This window comes from Pseudomonas sp. P7758, from assembly GCF_013386485.1.
Classification (GTDB): Bacteria; Pseudomonadota; Gammaproteobacteria; order Pseudomonadales; family Pseudomonadaceae; genus Aquipseudomonas.
The window spans coordinates 84,531-100,753 of record NZ_JACARS010000068.1 but is presented as its reverse complement, the minus strand read 5'-3'; the positions used below and the strand labels follow the sequence as shown (position 1 = coordinate 100,753).

At 61.2% G+C, this 16,223-nt stretch carries 16 protein-coding genes; 9 read left to right on the top strand and 7 right to left on the bottom strand.

Annotation, left to right across the window (positions count from 1 at the left end):
- Positions 1-48 precede the first annotated feature (48 nt).
- Genes HX873_RS15070 through HX873_RS15060 form a run of 3 tightly spaced genes read right to left on the bottom strand, consistent with a single transcriptional unit; the run spans position 49 to position 2,085 of the window.
- The gene (locus tag HX873_RS15070) at positions 49-888 is read right to left on the bottom strand and encodes a cache domain-containing protein (RefSeq protein ID WP_177122855.1); all 840 of its coding nucleotides are present in this window, start codon (positions 886-888) and stop codon (positions 49-51) included.
- 55 nt (positions 889-943) lie between these two features.
- Positions 944-1,414 (bottom strand): cyanase, encoded by a 471-nt coding sequence (cynS, locus tag HX873_RS15065; RefSeq protein ID WP_003210659.1) that lies wholly within the window; start codon positions 1,412-1,414, stop codon positions 944-946.
- Between the two features lie 29 nt (positions 1,415-1,443).
- Positions 1,444-2,085 carry a carbonic anhydrase gene (locus tag HX873_RS15060; protein WP_177080165.1) on the bottom strand — a complete coding sequence of 214 codons (642 nt, stop codon included), beginning with the start codon at positions 2,083-2,085 and terminating at the stop codon, positions 1,444-1,446.
- A gap of 112 nt (positions 2,086-2,197) precedes the next feature.
- Between HX873_RS15060 and cynR the strand changes: the two genes are divergently transcribed.
- Complete coding sequence (gene cynR, locus HX873_RS15055; protein WP_177080164.1) at positions 2,198-3,064, top strand: transcriptional regulator CynR; 867 nt, start codon at positions 2,198-2,200, stop codon at positions 3,062-3,064.
- Here the strand turns inward: cynR and HX873_RS15050 are convergent.
- Positions 3,039-3,815 carry a transporter substrate-binding domain-containing protein gene (locus HX873_RS15050; protein ID WP_008437921.1) on the bottom strand — a complete coding sequence of 259 codons (777 nt, stop codon included), beginning with the start codon at positions 3,813-3,815 and terminating at the stop codon, positions 3,039-3,041. The genes cynR and HX873_RS15050 overlap by 26 nt on opposite strands.
- Positions 3,816-4,202: 387 nt before the next feature.
- Between HX873_RS15050 and HX873_RS15045 the strand changes: the two genes are divergently transcribed.
- The 6 genes from HX873_RS15045 to HX873_RS15020 all read left to right on the top strand — a co-directional run bounded on the left by HX873_RS15045 (position 4,203) and on the right by HX873_RS15020 (position 12,564).
- The gene (locus HX873_RS15045) at positions 4,203-5,576 is read left to right on the top strand and encodes a glutamine synthetase family protein (RefSeq protein WP_177122854.1); all 1,374 of its coding nucleotides are present in this window, start codon (positions 4,203-4,205) and stop codon (positions 5,574-5,576) included.
- Positions 5,577-5,721: 145 nt separating this feature from the next.
- Positions 5,722-6,372 carry a class I SAM-dependent methyltransferase gene (locus HX873_RS15040; protein WP_003210665.1) on the top strand — a complete coding sequence of 217 codons (651 nt, stop codon included), beginning with the start codon at positions 5,722-5,724 and terminating at the stop codon, positions 6,370-6,372.
- A 122-nt stretch (positions 6,373-6,494) separates the two neighbouring features.
- Positions 6,495-7,628: a ribonuclease D gene (gene rnd / locus HX873_RS15035; protein ID WP_087692573.1), complete on the top strand. Its 1,134-nt coding sequence runs from the start codon at positions 6,495-6,497 to the stop codon at positions 7,626-7,628.
- Positions 7,625-7,918, top strand: a complete 294-nt coding sequence (locus HX873_RS15030) for a YcgL domain-containing protein (RefSeq protein WP_003210667.1) — start codon at positions 7,625-7,627, stop codon at positions 7,916-7,918. The genes rnd and HX873_RS15030 overlap by 4 nt, the downstream gene beginning before the upstream one ends.
- 117 nt (positions 7,919-8,035) lie before the next feature.
- Positions 8,036-8,968: a D-2-hydroxyacid dehydrogenase gene (locus HX873_RS15025; protein ID WP_003210668.1), complete on the top strand. Its 933-nt coding sequence runs from the start codon at positions 8,036-8,038 to the stop codon at positions 8,966-8,968.
- 209 nt (positions 8,969-9,177) lie between these two features.
- Entirely contained in the window at positions 9,178-12,564 is a 3,387-nt protein-coding gene (locus HX873_RS15020; protein WP_256349635.1) for a hypothetical protein, read from the top strand.
- A gap of 86 nt (positions 12,565-12,650) precedes the next feature.
- Here the strand turns inward: HX873_RS15020 and HX873_RS15015 are convergent, their stop codons facing one another.
- Positions 12,651-13,244: a nitroreductase family protein gene (locus HX873_RS15015; protein ID WP_177122852.1), complete on the bottom strand. Its 594-nt coding sequence runs from the start codon at positions 13,242-13,244 to the stop codon at positions 12,651-12,653.
- Between the two features lie 153 nt (positions 13,245-13,397).
- Between HX873_RS15015 and HX873_RS15010 the strand changes: the two genes are divergently transcribed.
- Both HX873_RS15010 and HX873_RS15005 read left to right on the top strand, forming a co-directional pair.
- A complete protein-coding gene (locus HX873_RS15010; protein ID WP_003210671.1) occupies positions 13,398-13,847 on the top strand; it encodes a YcgN family cysteine cluster protein in 450 nt (149 codons plus the stop codon).
- 12 nt (positions 13,848-13,859) lie between these two features.
- Positions 13,860-15,098, top strand: coding sequence for a hypothetical protein (locus tag HX873_RS15005; RefSeq protein ID WP_087692570.1), 1,239 nt, complete (start codon positions 13,860-13,862; stop codon positions 15,096-15,098).
- Between the two features lie 106 nt (positions 15,099-15,204).
- Here the strand turns inward: HX873_RS15005 and HX873_RS15000 are convergent, their stop codons facing one another.
- Together HX873_RS15000 and HX873_RS14995 are read right to left on the bottom strand one after the other, a co-directional pair.
- Complete coding sequence (locus HX873_RS15000) at positions 15,205-15,555, bottom strand: DUF2892 domain-containing protein (RefSeq protein WP_003210673.1); 351 nt, start codon at positions 15,553-15,555, stop codon at positions 15,205-15,207.
- A 69-nt stretch (positions 15,556-15,624) separates the two neighbouring features.
- Positions 15,625-16,092, bottom strand: coding sequence for an RNA methyltransferase (locus HX873_RS14995; protein WP_003210674.1), 468 nt, complete (start codon positions 16,090-16,092; stop codon positions 15,625-15,627).
- Between the last annotated feature and the right edge of the window lie 131 nt (positions 16,093-16,223).

Here is a 16,223-nt window from a genome sequence, read left to right as displayed (position 1 = left end):
AGCCCGCTCCCACATTCGATTGCGTTCCAGCATTTAAATAGCTGACCTTCACGGGCTGTAATACCCCACAGCCACCATGAAATGTCCGGTTTTGCGCAAATACGCATGCTTGTTCTCAACCTTTCCGGTCACCGGATTTTTCCAGCGGTACTTGTATTCCCCCTGATCCTGCTCGGCCATGACCGCCAGGATCGGCTCACCCACCGGCTTCCCGTCGGGATCCTTGATCTTGCTGAAATCCGTATTCACCAACCGCGGAGTCGTGCCATGGGCCACGTAGCGCTGGGTGTCGAGGTCAACCACAAACACATACAAATCGTCCTGTAGAAAACCACCCTGCATGGCGTTGATGGCCTTGAGCGTCCCAACCGGGTCTTTCTCCAGCGCCTTGACGGCTTTGTTTCGCAGCGCTCTGGCATGTTCCGGCGTCGCCCGCGGCAGGTAGTAGCCAACGGCCAAAATCCGCTGCCCGACGCGCTGGTAATACACATGTTTGCGTTCCACCTTGCCGTCATTCCAGTTCTGCCACCGGTAATCGGCCTGCTGGATGCCACTGCCTTCCGGCACCGTCAACGCCTCCTTGAACGACTTGTTCAAATCCGGCCCCAGTACCTCGGAAACATCGCGCCCGATCAACGCAGAAGAGGGCCCGCCACTCGCCAGCAGCACGCCCTTGGTGTTGACCACGAACACGTAACGGTCCTGATCGACGAATTCACCCTGGCGGCTGAACGCCGCAAAAGCCTTGTCACCATTCGTCTGGTAATACGCCAAGGCCTTTTCCAGCAAGGCCTTGGCGGCTTGGGCATCCGCCTCCTCAGCGGTGGCGGCGTGCACCTGGCCAACACATAACAGCAGCAGCCAGGTGGCTCGGAGCATTGCCTTCATTACCCGTCCCTCGATCTTGTTGGTGTGCCAAGAGCGTAGACGGTTTGCCGGCAAATCAGAACGGTTTGGTCGGCAGGTATTTGCCATCCAGGGTGATCACCGCGCGGGAGCCGCCGTCCGGGTCTTCGACCTTCTTGATGTCCAGCTTGAAGTTGATCGCGCTGATGATGCCGTCGCCAAATTGTTCGTGCACCAGGGCCTTGAGGGTCGAACCGTAGACCTGCAGCATTTCATAGAAACGGTACATGGTCGGGTCCGTCGGCACGCCGCCCGGGAAGCTGCCGCGCAGGGGCACGGTTTGCAGCAGGCGGCTGGCGTCCTGGTCGAGGCCAAGCTTGTCGCAGACCACATCGGCAGCGTCCTTGGGCAGCGGATGCTGGCCGAGCAGGGCGGCGGTGACGAACGCCAGGCTCAGGCCGGTGCCGTCGGTGAGGTCCTGCCATGACAGGTTCTTGCGCGCCTTGATGTCGATGACGGTGTCGGCCAGGGCCAGGCGTGGGGATTGGGCGAATTGGGATTGCAACATGGTGATGTCCTCTTGGGTTTGAATAAGGTTCAGGCGGCGTAGGCACGGGTGGCCGGGTGGTCGAGCAGCGAAATGAAGCGCCCGTTGCGGCCATCCAGGGCGTCGATGGCGCCGCTTTCGATGTCGTAGACCCAGCCGTGCAGGCTCAGCCGGCCTTGTTCCAGGGCCAGGGCCACGGAAGGGTGGGTCTTGAGGTTGGCCAGTTGGGCGACCACGTTTTCCCGTACCAGCGAGTTCAGCCGGTCGGCATCCGATGCGTGAGTGCGGGCGGCGTTGATCACCTTGGCCGACTCGGCGTGGCGCAGCCAGTTGGCCACGGCGGGCAAGTGGTCGAGGCATTTGCAGGTGGAGATCGCGGTCATGGCACCGCAGTCGGAGTGGCCGCAGATCACGATGTCGCTGACGCCGAGAACGGCCACTGCGTATTCGACGGTGGCCGACACGCCGCCAGGCTCCGGCCCGTAGGACGGGACGATGTTGCCGGCGTTACGGATCACAAACAGGTCTCCGGGTTCCTGCTGGGTCAGCAGTTCCGGGACTACGCGGCTGTCGGAACAAGACACGAACAACGTGCCGGGGTTTTGCGTGGTAGCCAGGTGTTTGAACAGGTCGCTGCGTTGGGTGAAGGCTTCACCCTGGAACTTGCGAAAGCCGTCGATGAGATCTTGCATGGTGGTTCTCCTTGCGTCGCTGATGGGGCAAGGATGGAAGTTTTCAGCTATAGCGTCCAAGACCGGCTTATTATGGTTTCTATAAGTCATGCCTATAGTTGGAGCGCCTTCCATGTTGCTGCGTCATATCCGCTACCTGCTGGCCGTTGCCGAGCACCGTAATTTCACCCGGGCGGCGGAGGCGCTGCATGTGTCGCAGCCGACCTTGTCGCAGCAGATCCGGCAACTGGAAGACACTCTCGGTGCGCTACTGCTGGACCGTTCCGGCAGAAGCGTCAGCCTGACCGATGCAGGCGAGGCCTATGTGCGGTTTGCGCGCCTGGCCTTGCAGGATCTGCAGGCCGGCACCCGCGCCATGCATGACGTGCAGGACCTGAGCCGTGGCAGCTTGCGCCTGGCGATGACGCCGACATTTACCGCCTACCTGATCGGGCCGCTGCTGGCGCGATTTAACGGGCTGTATCCGGGGATTACAGTGAGTGTCGAGGAGCTGACCCAGGACCGCATGGAGGCGGCACTGACGGAGGATTTGCTGGATATCGGCATCGGTTTTACCGGCGAGCATTTGCCGGATATCGAGTGTGAAGGGGTGTTTGTCGAGGCGTTGAGCGTAGTGGTGAGCGCCGGTCATCCCGGCATTGATCGACAGTCGTGGCTCCAGCAGCCGTTGGTGCTGCTGAATGCCGGCTTCGCCACGCGTCGCTATATCGATGAGTATTTTCGCAGCCAGGCGGTGAAACCGCTGATTACCATGGAGGCCAATTCCATCAGCGCGATTATCGAAATCGTACGAAATACGCAGTTGGCGACCATCCTGCCCAGCGCGATTGCCCAGGTGCAGCCGGGGTTGCAGGCGGTGCCGCTAAGCCCGCCGTTGCCGCAACGCACGGCGGCGTTGCTCAGCCGCAAGGGAGGCTATCGCAGTGCGGCGTGCAGGGCGTTTGTCGAGCTGGTCAGGGCGCAGCCAGCCACTGATTGATGATGCCGTCATACACGCCGGTCACCGTGCTCAAGTGCAGCCACTGGTCCACGTAACTCTTCCATGCGACATCATCGCGGGGCAGCAGGAACGCTTTTTCGCTGTACTGCATGTACCGCTCGGGATTCACCGCGCACAGTCCCGGCTTGAGCTTCTGCTGATACCGCGCCTCGCTGGCGTCGGTGATCATCACGTCCGCCTTGTTCGCCAGCAGTTCCTCGAAAATCGTCACGTTATCCGGGAACAGCGTCAGTTGTGCCTTGCCCAAATGCGCCCGCGCAAATACTTCATTGGTGCCGCCCGCAGGCTCGATCACCCGTACCTGCGGCTGATTGATCTGCTCCACCGTCTGATAGCGCTGCACATCGGCGCAACGCACCAGCGGGATCTTGCCGTCGACGCCCAATGGTTGGCTGAAAAACGCCTTTTTCTGCCGCTCCAGGGACACTGAAATACCACCCACCGCAATATCACAGCGCTGGGCCAGGAAGTCCGGCATCAGGGTTTTCCAGGTGGTCGGCACCCACTTCACCTGCACCCCAAGGCTCTTGGCCAGGGACTGGGCCATCGAAATGTCGATGCCTTCGTAGCTGCCGTCCGGGCGCAAATAGCTGTAGGGCTTGTAGTCGCCGGTGGTACAGACGCTCATTTCGCCGCGCTGGAGCACTTCATCCAGGCGCGACGCAGGGCTGTCGGCCAGGGCCTGGGCAGACAGGCCGGCCAGCAGGGAAAGGGTCAGCAATGCTTTCATGCGGTCGGGTCCTTGGGCATGGGCAGGGCCGCCATTATTTGCAAATGTTTAGCCACGGCACAACCAAACTCCATCAAGACTGGATTTAACGGCTTAACCTCGCGTGTGAGGCTGCCCGGCATCTCTTTACTGTGAATCCCGCATGGACGGTTCCCCCGACACACACCCTGAGACATCGCCCGGCGCCACCGCGTCCAGCCGTCCGGATCGTCGTCGGGTCACCGCTGATGCCCTCCCTTCCGAACTCGCCTTCTGGGCGCTCTGGCACTGCCGCCACGCACGCCCACCGGACACCTTTCTCCTACGTTGATTTGCCCGAATGGATGCCCCGCGCATCTGCCCGGCAGCGCCCGCGCGCCTGCCTGACGCGAACGTATGAGAATGCCCATGAGCACGCCCTTTGCCACCCTGCACGAAGCCCAGTCCTTTCTTGAGCAGAACCCGGATATCGAGATGTTCGAGCTGTTCATCCTCGACAACAACGGTGTGCCTCGCGGCAAACTGCTGCACCGCGATGAACTGCTGGCGGTCTATGAAAGTGGCCGGCCGCTGCCGAGTACCATCCTCGGCCTGACCATCAATGGCGACGACGTGGAGAACTCCGGGCTGGTCTGGGAAGTCGGTGATATCGACTGCCGCGCTTACCCGGTCAGCGGCAGTTTGCAGCGCATGCCGTGGCGCCTGATCCCGACGGCAGCAGTGCAAGTCAGCATGCACCCCACCGAAGGCATGCCCGCTACCGTGGCCGATCCCCGGCACCTGCTGGCCAGGGTGATTGACGACCTCAAGGCCGACGGCTATTACCCGGTGATGGCGGCGGAGCTGGAGTTCTATTTGCTCGACCAGAAACCCGACAGCAACGGCCGCCCGCAACCGGCGCGGGATGTCGACGGCGGGCGCCCGCGCTCGACCCAGGTCTACGGCCTGCGGGAGCTGGAGCAGATCGAACCGTTCCTCGCCGACCTCTACAGCGCCTGCAAACTCCAGGGTATCCCGGCGCGCACGGCGATTTCCGAATACGCCCCGGGCCAGGTGGAAATCACCCTGGAGCATCGCAACGATGCCCTGCAAGCCATGGACGAGGCGGTGCGTTACAAGCGCCTGGTCAAGGGCGTAGCCCACAAGCACGGGATGACCGCGTGTTTCATGGCCAAGCCGTTCGACGATCTGGCCGGCACCGGCATGCACATGCACGTCAGCCTGGCGGACCGCGACGGCAATAACCTGTTTGCCAGCGAAGCGCCCGACGGCACGCCGCTGTTGCGCCACGCGGTGGGCGGCATGCTCAGCACCTTGCTCGACTCGTTGCTGATGTTCTGCCCCAACGCCAACTCCTATCGACGCTTCCAGACCAACAGCTACGCGCCGCTGGCCGCGACCTGGGGCGTGGACAACCGCACCGTCACACTGCGGGTGCCCGGCGGACCGGCGTTTTCCCGGCATATCGAACACCGTATCTGCGGCGCCGACGCCAACCCGTACCTCGCGGCGGCCGCGATTCTGGCCGGTATCCACCGGGGCATCCGCGAACAGCGCGACCCCGGCGCGCCGGTGGAGGGCAACGGTTATGCCCAGGCCAAGGAGTTGCTGCCCACCGATTGGCTGACCACCTTGCGTGCGCTTGAAGGCTCGGTTTGGGCGCGTGAGGCGTTCGGCGGCGAATTCCTCGGCGTATACCTGGCGGTCAAGCGGGCCGAATACCGTCAGTTCATGGGCGAGGTGGGCGAGCAGGATTGGCGCTGGTATCTGCACCAGGCCTGAAGATGAAGGCGCTGATCACAGACAGTTAACAGACAGGCAGCGGGCTGGATACTGGTTCTGCATTAACGGCGAACAATCCTTCGACCTTTTTTTCACGAGACGGTGGTTAAGCTGCGAATGTCTGATCCATTAACAGAGTCGTGTGATGCCGTCGCAACCGCCGTCTTCCATCGAGATTGAATTTGCCGAACGCGCTGGCCAGCAGCATGCCCTGGTCTGCGCCGACACGCGTCCGCCGGGGCTGTTGCGGCGCCTGGGGTTGTGGCGCGATGAGCAATTGGTGCGCCGTGCACTGAAGATCGCCGGCGAGCCAGGGCTGATTCTCGACCTGGCGTGCGGCTCCGGGCGCTTTTGGCCGGTGCTGGCCGAGCACAGCAACCGGGTGATCCTGGCGTCGGACAACTCCCAGGACATGCTCGACCACGCCCGTACCCATCACGCGCCGGGCTTGCTCAAGCGGATCAAGACCTTCCAGGGGTCGGCATTTTCCATCGGCCTTTCGGCCAACGCGGTGGACTGCATTTTTTGCCTGGAGTTGTTTCGCCATGTGCCAACGGCAGAAGGGCGCCTGGCCCTGCTCGGTGAGTTTCATCGGGTAAGCCGCGACACGGTAATCGTCTCGGTCAACAGCGACAGCGGGTACCGGGCGTTGCAGCCTGGCCCGGCGGCAGTTGCCAGCCACCGGGCGCAAGTGGAGGCGGAGTTTCGCCTGGCGGGTTTCAAGGTCCTCGGTCAACAGGAGTTCATGCCCGGCTCAGCCATGTGGCGGGTGTATGTCCTGCGTAAGAGAGGATAAGTACCGACTGTCGGACTATTCTTCAGCTCCTATAAGAGTTTTCATGGCGGATGCTGTACTGCGAATGCTCGCAACTCCCTTTCGCGATATATACTGCGCGCCATTCTTCAAGGGAGAGCCGTGTGGCCATCGATATTCACTGGATCTGCGACAACGATAGCCTCGGCCAGCACTGCGCCGAATGGCAGCAGTTGCCATTCGTCGCCCTCGACACCGAATTCATGCGGGTCGACACTTTTTATCCCATTGCCGGGCTGATCCAGATCGGTGATGGCGTGCGCGCTTACCTGATCGACCCCCTGACCATCGACAACTGGCAACCCCTGGCCGCCTTGCTGGAGAACCCGGCGGTGATCAAGGTGGTACACGCGTGCAGCGAAGACCTGGAAGTGTTGCTGCGCCTGACCGGCAGCCTGCCGGTGCCGTTGTTCGACACGCAACTGGCGGCGGCCTACCTGAACCTCGGTTTCTCCATGGGCTATTCGCGGTTGGTGCAAGCCGTCCTCGATATCGAGTTGCCCAAGGGCGAGACCCGCTCCGACTGGTTGCAGCGGCCATTGTCCGAGACGCAAATCAGCTACGCTGCCGAAGACGCGGTGCACCTGGCAGAAGTCTACACACGCCTGCGCCCGAAGCTTTCCGACGACAAATACGCCTGGGTCCTGGAAGACGGTGCCGAACTGGTGGCCAACCTGCGCCGCGAAGTCGACCCGTACGAGGTTTATCGCGACGCCAAGCTCGCCTGGAAACTCTCCCGTGCCCAGCTCGCCGTATTGCGCGAACTGTGCGCCTGGCGCGAACAGCAAGCCCGTGCCCGTGACCTGCCGCGCAACCGGATCATCCGTGAGCACTCGTTATGGCCCCTGGCCAAATCCCAGCCGGATAACCTCGCCGCGCTGGGCAAGATCGAAGACATGCACCCGCGCACCGTGCGCCAGGACGGCGAGTTCCTGCTGGGCCTGATCAAGCGCGCCGGCAGCGTGCCCATGGACCAGTGGCCACCGGCGGTTGCCGAGCCATTGCCGGTGGACGCCGCCACGCTGATCAAGCAACTGCGCGCCCTGGGCCAGGCCGAGGCCGAACGCCTGGACATGGCGCCGGAACTGATGCTGCGCAAGAAAACCCTTGAAGCCCTGGTCAAGAGCGGCTACCCCGAGGGGCCTTACCAATTGCCAGATTCGCTGCGTGGCTGGCGCCGCGAACTGATGGGCCAGGCGCTGCTGGACAGCCTGGCCATTGCCGGAGAACAGCCTTGAAACGTATCTGCTCCATCTATCGCAGCCTCAAACGAAACGAGATGTACCTCTACGTGCTGAAAAGCGATGCACTGGAGCGCGTGCCGGAAAGTCTGCTGGCCGCCTTCGGCAAGCCGCACCACGCCTTCGACCTGGTGCTGAGCCCGGAGCGCAAGCTGTCCCGCGAGGACATCACCGTGGTTCTGGAGAACCTCGAAAAGCAGGGTTACCACCTGCAAATGCCGCCGGCCGAGGACGAGTACATCGAACACTTGCCCGAAGAGCTGCTGCGACGCAATGACCCGATGTGATCGGTCAGTGCCCCGTCCGGGGCACATTCATCAATGGAATTCAATTTTTGGCGGCGGCCGCACGGTACAGTGAACTGGACCGGCGGCCGCCTGCAGTGTTTTTGAAAGGTTTGAACCATGCGCGTTCTGATTGCTGAACACGATCACCCGCTGTACGCCCGGCTGCTGCGCGAAGCGGCGCCGGACCTTGAGGTCATGACCAGCGGCGACTCCGCCGAATTGTCGCGCCTGGCGGCCGATTGCCCGGTGTGGCTGGGCCAGCCGGATCTTCTGGCCACCTTGCTGCGCCAAGGGCACCAGCCACAATGGCTGCAATCCACCTGGGCCGGCATCACGCCGCTGCTGGCCGACGGCCTGCCGCGGGATTACCGCCTGACCCGCGCCGTGGGCATTTTTGGCCAGGTGATGGCCGAATACGTGCTGACTTACATGCTTGGCCATGAGCGTGAAGTGCTGGCGCGGCTGGTCAGCCAGGTCGAGCGCAAGTGGGATAACCGCATGGGCCAGAGCCTGGCGGGGCGCAAAGTGCTGATCGTCGGTACCGGTGATATCGGCCGCAGCGTTGCGCAATTCCTGCAGCCGTTTGGCGTTGAGCTGTACGGCATTGCCAGTGAGGCCCGTGAGCAGGCGCCGTTTGTCGAAGTTGCCGGGCTCGACGCGTTGCCGCGCCTGGTGGGTGAGGTGGACTACGTGGTCAACCTGCTGCCTAACACACCGAACACCCACGATTTGTACAATGCGGCGCTGTTCAAGCAATTCAAGCCGACCGGGTTGTTCATCAACGTCGGGCGCGGCGTGGCGGTGGTCGATGCAGACCTGGTAGAAGCGTTGAAGGAAGGCCATCTGGCCGGCGCGGTGATTGACGTTTGCCGTCAGGAACCATTGCCCCAGCGCCATCCGTTCTGGACCGCCTGGGGGTTGCTGCTGACCGGGCACAGCTCGGCGCCGACTTCGCCGGGGATGATGGTGCAATTATTTGTCGAGAATTTGCGCGCGTACCAGGCGCAGGAAACGTTGCGCGGCGAAGTGAGTTTCGAGCGCGGTTACTGACAGCGCGAAGGCCCGGCAACGCGTGTTGCCGGGCGCTTACAAATTTCTGCAAACACTAATCAGATGTTCGTTTCGCAGGCCGTATGTGAGGCTCGTACCCCTCTCCAGATGGGTACATTCTCATGTTGAATGCTGGCACTGTGTCTCTCCCTCCACGGGTAACTCCGCAACTTTCCCTGCTTTCTACCGAGCCGGCGGAGCTCCCTCTATTGCCCTCTGCTCTGGGTGCTACGGCCGATCGCGATACGCTGGCCCTCGCCCCAGTCCCCCGGCAATCCGGTCTCACCGCGGCGTTGGGCGACCGCGAGAATCTGCGGACACTGGGCCAGAAGCTCAACGAAATCGCCAGCCGTCTTGGCGTGAATGCCAGCCCTCAAGCGGTGCTGGCCGCGCTGCAAACGACACCGATGCAAATACACCCCGACTCGTCCTACCCGACCCAGGCGGGTAAAGCGGCGACGGTAGAGACCTTTCTCGGAAGTATCGGCTTGGGGTTGCCCACCAATCATTTTCAGCTGACCGGTCATGCCCATGCGGTGAGTGACAGGGCACTGGAGCATCCGCTCGGCAATTTTGGCGGCGGGTTGTCCTGGCCTGTTCCCATGAGCGCCGCTGAACAGCGCAGGGTACTGGCGGCGGCTACCGACCATGGCAGCCAGAACCCCAATGCACCACACATCGGCGCAAGCGTGGGTGTACTGGAATATCTGAACGCGAACCAGCCGTTGTCGGGCGAGGCATTGGCTGATCCTGCCAAGGCACTCGAAACCCTCGTCAGCTCCACCCGCGGGCAGGCACTGGGGCAAGCCATACAGGACCAGCTTGGGGGCGCCGCCTCCGAGACCAGCGTGAACGAGTACGCACTGAGTGCGATCCATCTGCTGCTTGACCCGGAGTCCATCACGGCGCCGCACCGTAACCGCGTGGCGGGTTTCGACCTCGCCCAACAAGCCCATTGGGGCAAGCCGGCTTCGACAGTGCTCGAGCGCCTGAGCACTTACCTGCACGAAAATCACAAGACCAGTCCCGAGATGGCCAAGGCTGGCGCCTATTTGTTACTGGCACGAAAGGCGCCCGAGTTTTTGATCAAGGACATCCCCGACCGCGTGACCTACGGCAGCCCTGCCTGGGTAAGCCTCGCTGTCGCAGCGGCGGCCATAGAGGCGCAGTTCCCCGGAAAGGTGGCGCACATGACCTTTGCCCAAGTCATGTCCTGCGCGGAAAACGCGATCCTGACGAATCGAGCCGCCGCCGAACATGCACAAAAGGCGGCATTGGTAGACTGGGCCGTGGTCAACGGGATCGTCACATGCCAGCCAGGTGATCATTACAGCGACGATGAGATAGACCGTGCAAGGACGGCATTCAACGCACAACTGAAGTCGACGCTTGCGGCTACCGGTTTGTTGGAAGCCGAGATTCCAAGCCGTAAAGACATTGCGTTGGCTCATTTGAAGGAGCGGTTTGGCGAACACGTACCTTTTGAAGAGAAACGACTGAAGGTCGTTGACTCGAAACAACCGTCAGCCCAACCACTTTATGATCCGAACCGGGCGCCCGGCGGGCTTTTCTCGTTGTTGGACATCGCCATGAGCGGACTTGGCCAATACCCATGGGAAACCAGGGACTCAAGCATTGCCGAGGCACTCAAAGGCAAGAGCCTGGATTTCAGCGTGAACAAAATCTTCAACGAAGAATTTGAACAAGCAATCACTTCTCGCCAGCAAGGGGTTCGCAGCGTCATCAGGCACCTTGTCGCAACACTGCCCTTGGTTGACCGGGAAAACCTGGAGTTTGCAAAGCTCGAGTTTTTTCAGAAAAACACTTATGAACTGGGCCTCGACTTCACCTCTAAAAAACGGCAGGGCGCGGAAAACAAACTGTGGGTCAAGGCCACCGGAAGGAATGGCAACACTGTTTATGAAATTGATTTGAACGCAGGTGCAATCAAGTCGGTGCCGGCCTCGGAGTTAACAACAAAACGCGAGCGGCAGGCCAACAAGGAGTTCAAGACGGAGCCTTTCAAGCCCAAGACCGTGAGCGAGGCTGCCCTTGGCCAAAAGAGCCAGGACGGCTTGTCAACGCCGCCCCCCAGTTTTTCCAGTGCGCGAACCCAGCACATCGCCGATGCCTTTGTTGAGCATCTTGATCTCGACAGTGATGACATAAAAACCTATGCCCGAGGTGTCACCTCATTCGATAAACAAATGGCAACCGAGTGGAACGTCACCCACTTTTTTCTTGACCTGATTCCGCTCAGGTCAGCCATCGTGAATTTTTCCAGGGGCAACCACCTGGAAGGGGCCAGTGACCTGGCGCTGGATGTCTTTGGTTTAGTCACGGCGGGCGCGGGTGTGGCGGCGAAAGTCACGAAGGCGGGGGCCAAGGTCGCGAGCGCCGCCGCCAAGGCCATTCAAGTGGCAAAAGTCATCGGTGTGGCTGCCATTCAAGCATTCAACCCATTGGATGGCTTCAGCGAACTGGTCGCGGGCGGTGCCCGGTTGCTGGGCAAAGGCGCCAACTTTGTACGCGCCACGGGTGCAGAGGTGGTCAACAAGCTCAGGGGCGCGAGCGGCAGCTATGACCTGTTGAAGGCTGCCAGTAAACACTATGACGCAGCAGCGACGGGTACCTTCAAGGTCGCCGGGCAAAGCGTTGATGGAGGCGCGGTACTCCAGAACGGTCGATGGTATGCGTTTGATGTGGACAGGATGCGGCCTTACGGCAGCCCTCTTGAAGGCTTCACCGCAAAAACGAGTGCGATGGATGGGGCGATCATCACCACGCCTGCCGAGCCGGGCAGCGCCCTGAACAACCGGTTGCTTGGCGACTACAGCGTGGCCGAATCGAAAATAGCCGGGCTTGCGCGCAACAGTCAGGGGATCTATGTGGCGGCGGACGGTCACTTGTCCCACATCCGCCATACCGATACTGCCGGCAACACTGCGGTCTACGAAGTGCGGCAAGTGACTCGCACCGCCGACGGTGCCGTACAGGCGCAGATTTATCACAACAACCGGCAAACGCCGCTGCTGGTGCAGCACCTTCAGGGGGACCAATGGCAGCGCCTGGGGGCACGCGGCGGTAACCCGCCTTCTGTGGCATCAGACCTGGGGCCGGAAATTGGCGGGGGCGGTGAGGGGACGATCTACGACAGTCTCGACGGGAAAAGTGTCTATAAGGACTATGGCCCTTCATCCATGACTTCTGCCGACGACTTTGTCGATAACGAGACCCTGTGCCTGAACAGCTATTACGGTGACGGCTTTGCAACCACGATATTTGAAAATGGTCGCCGTTATTTGAAAATGGGCAAGCTGGACGGGGTGGATGTAAATACCCTGGCAAGGGGAAGTTTGCCCCCAGAGGCCAGGCTTTTACTGGATGACGCATTTCGGCGCATGGAACAGAAAAATCTTTACCACAACGATCTGCAGTTAAGTAATTTCCTGTATTCAGCGAGGGATAATAAAATCTATCCAGTGGACTTGAACGCAAACGGTCTTGAAGACATGACACCGTTTCTCGCGAGTATGTACAAGCGTGATCGAGACGAGCTGCGCAGGGCCTATTACGCGCTGATCGCCAAGGCGTAGCTGCACTTGTGGCCGGTGTACCCTGCTGTGATCGCAGCAGCAGGGTTTTGACGTGACCGTCAACGACTGCCAGAGCGTGTTCAGTCCTAGTGGTTGAAGTCGCCTTCGGACACCAGCTCGTTCAATGGACGACGCGGGCTCGGGGTTTCCCGGGCTTGCAGGTAGTCGGCCAGGGTCGATTTGTCGCCGAGCTTGCCAATCGCCACCGCAGCGTGCAGGGCGTAACCTTCAGGAATCTTCAGTTCCTTGCGGGTCAGTTCCTGGTCGAAACCGGCCATGCCGTGGGTGTGCCAGCCGCTGAGGCTGGCTTGCAGCGCCAGGTGGCCCCAGGCCGAGCCGGTGTCAAAGGTGTGCCACAGGGCCGGGGTTTCTTCGGTGGCACCAGGCACGGCAAAGGTCGTCTTCGACGCGACGATCACCAGGGCCGAGGCATGCTGCGCCCAGCCACGGTTGAATTCGTTCAGCAGGCCCAGGAAACGTTCCCAGTTCGGCGTGTCGCGGCGCGCATAGAGAAAACGCCATGGCTGCGAGTTGTAGGCCGAAGGTGACCAGCGCGCGGCTTCGAAGAAGCTCAACAGGGTGTCCACCGGGATGCTTTCGCCGGTGAAGGCGCGCGGCGACCAGCGGTCGGTGAATTGTGGGTGGATCGGATAGTCGGCGACGCGTGGGTTGCTGCTCATTGGGCTGATCCTGATGAAAAACCGGGGTTCAAAGCTACTTCGCCGCCGGGTGGCTGACAAGTCTTGTTCTACCGACAGTCGTAAGCGCTTGGCCCCGGGGGCCATGGGCACTAGACTGGCGGCCTTTTAACATACCGATATTGATGTAGAGCCATGGCCGCCAAAGTCGAACCTTTCTGGATCCGCAAAACCCTCGAACAACTCGACCAGGATGAGTGGGAGTCGTTGTGCGACGGCTGCGGCCTGTGCTGCCTGCAAAAGCTCGAGGATGAAGACGACAACAGCGTCTACTACACGCGCATCGCCTGCAAACTGCTGGACCTGAAAACCTGCCAGTGCACCGATTACCCCAACCGTCGCGCCTCGGTGCCCGATTGCATCCAGCTCACTCCGGGCCAGGCCGACCAGTTCAAATGGCTGCCGCCCACCTGCGGTTACCGGCTGGTCAGCGAGCGCAAGGACTTGCCGCTGTGGCACCACCTGGTCTGCGGCGATCGCGACGCTGTGCACCAGGAACGCATTTCCCAGTCCGGGCGCATGCTCAGCGAAGGCAGCGTGCCCGAGGATGACTGGGAGGATTACCTGATTTTTCGTGCAGGCTGAGAAGGAGTGTGTATGACGGTTGGAGCCAGGCTGGCGGCGAGCCTGCTGTTGTTGGTATTGAGTGCGCCGGCGTGGGCGGCGAAGAAAGTTGACCTGGACTATCACGTCAAGCTGTTGCCCCAAAGTGATCAGGCAGAAGTGCGCCTGAGCCTGTCCCAGGGCTCGGCGGTGCGCAGCCTCAACTTCGACCTGGGCCGCGACGGCGACTACAGCGACTTCAAGGCCGATGGCCAGTGGCAAGTGTTGCCGGGCAATACCCCGGGTGACAGCCGCGGCCTGTGGCAACCGAGTGCCGACAAGGCCAGCCTGACCTACCGTGTACGCCTCACCCACGCGCGCAAGAAAGGCGTCTATGAAGCGCGGATGACCCCGAGTTGGGCGCTGTTTCGCGGCGAGGACCTGGTGCCCACTGCACGTCTGGATCAACAGGACGGCATTGAACTGGTGTCGCGCCTGGTGTTTGAACTGCCTGCCGGCTGGAAAAGCGTCGAGACGTCCTGGCCGCGCATCGGCAAGAACAAATTCCGCATCGATAACGTTTCCCGCCTGTTTGACCGGCCCACCGGCTGGATGCTCGCGGGTACGCTGGGCAGTCGCAGGATGCGCCTGGGGGAAACCGAAATCACCGTGGCGTCGCCCAAAGGGCAAGGCATGCATCGCATGGATGTGCTGACCTTGCTGACGTTTGTCTGGCCGCAAGTGCAAGCGGCATTCCCACGGCACCCGGCGAAATTGCTGGTGGTGGGCGCCAGTGACCCGATGCGCCGCGGTGCGTATTCGGCGCGGGACTCGATCTACCTCAACAGCCGTACGCCGTTGGTCAGCGAGAACGGCAGCAGCCCGTTGATCCGTGAAGTGGTGCAGGCTATCGGCCGCTTCAACGACCACCAGGGCAGCGATTGGATCAGCGAGGGCTTGGCGCAGTACTACGCCATTGAGCTGATGCGCCGCGCAGGGGGGATCAGCGACGATCGTTATGCCGCCCTGCAGGCCCGGCTGGCCAGCGAAGGCAAGGACGTGACCACTCTGCGGGTCGAGCACGCCAGTAGCGCGACCGTCTCACGAGCGGTGGTGTTGTTGCAGGAGCTGGACCGCGAGATTCGTGTGAAAACCCACAACAAGCGTTCGCTGGATGATTTGACCCAGGCGGTGATGCGCTTGAACAGCATCAGCACAAAGGAATTCGTGCAGCTGGGGGAGAGCATTATTGGCGAGTCGTCGGTAGTACTCGATACCAAACTGCTGCACTGAAACCAAGGTGGGAGCGGGCTTGCTCGCGAAAGCGGTGTATCAGAAACACAGTCAGTGACTGACACTCCGCTTTCGCGAGCAAGCCCGCTCCCACTTTTGATCGGGGTTAACCCACAGTTTTGCTGGCGTTTTCAGCCGCCACTTCAGCCTTGGTCTTGAGGTTTTTCAGTTCCTCACCGGCGCGTTCGATCTTGGTCCGCACGCTGTTCATTTCCTGGCGGCTGCGCTCCAGCAACTCTTTCGCCGAGCTATGCCCGCTGATCCCGCGTGCCAGCGCTACGCCGCCAATCGCCACCTGGATCAAACCGAAAAAGCCGCCACGGCGCAGGCCTTTGCCCATCATCACCACACCGCCAGCCAGGGAGCCGATGCGTTCCCAACCCTGGACGTTTTGCGTGGGTTGGGGCTCGAACGGGGTGGACCGGATAACGGGTCGCAGGGTTTTGCTGTCGCTCATGATCTGTCTCCAACAAGGGCTGATTGATATGCAGCTGACTGCACACAGGCCGCGGATGTTCCCAAAAAATCAGTATTTGGGGCCCGAACGGGTGTTGTTGCCCTTGGCCAGACGGTCGTAAAGCACCACGTTGACGGTGGCGGCGAGGTTCATGCAACCGGTGGTCGGGATGTAGATCACGTCTTCACACCAGTCGCGAATCTCTTTGTCGAGGGAGCCGTCTTCCGGACCGAAGATATACAGCGCACGGTCCGGATGGGTGTATTCGGGGAGAGGGCGGGCGCCTTCCACCAGCTCGACGGCGACGGGGATGCAGCCCAGGGGCAGGATCTTTTTCAGGTCGTCGATACCGATCAGCGGAATGTCGTGGTGGACCTTCTTGGTGTCGGTAATAAAGTCCCGGGCCCGCTCATAGCGCTTGCCGGTGTAGAACACCGAGGCCACGCCGTAGCAGCCGGCGGCGCGCATCACCGAGCCGACGTTTTCGGGGGATTTGGGGTTGTACAGACCGATGCAGCTGTAGCGTTTATTGCCCACGGGAAAGGGTGCCTTCGAGAAAAACCGCGATTATACGGGGATTGCTCGAAAGGCGGTCAGTTTGAGCGGCACGTGTTGCAACACTGTGGCAAGGGAGCTTGCTATGGCAAAGGGGCTTGCTGTGGCGAGGG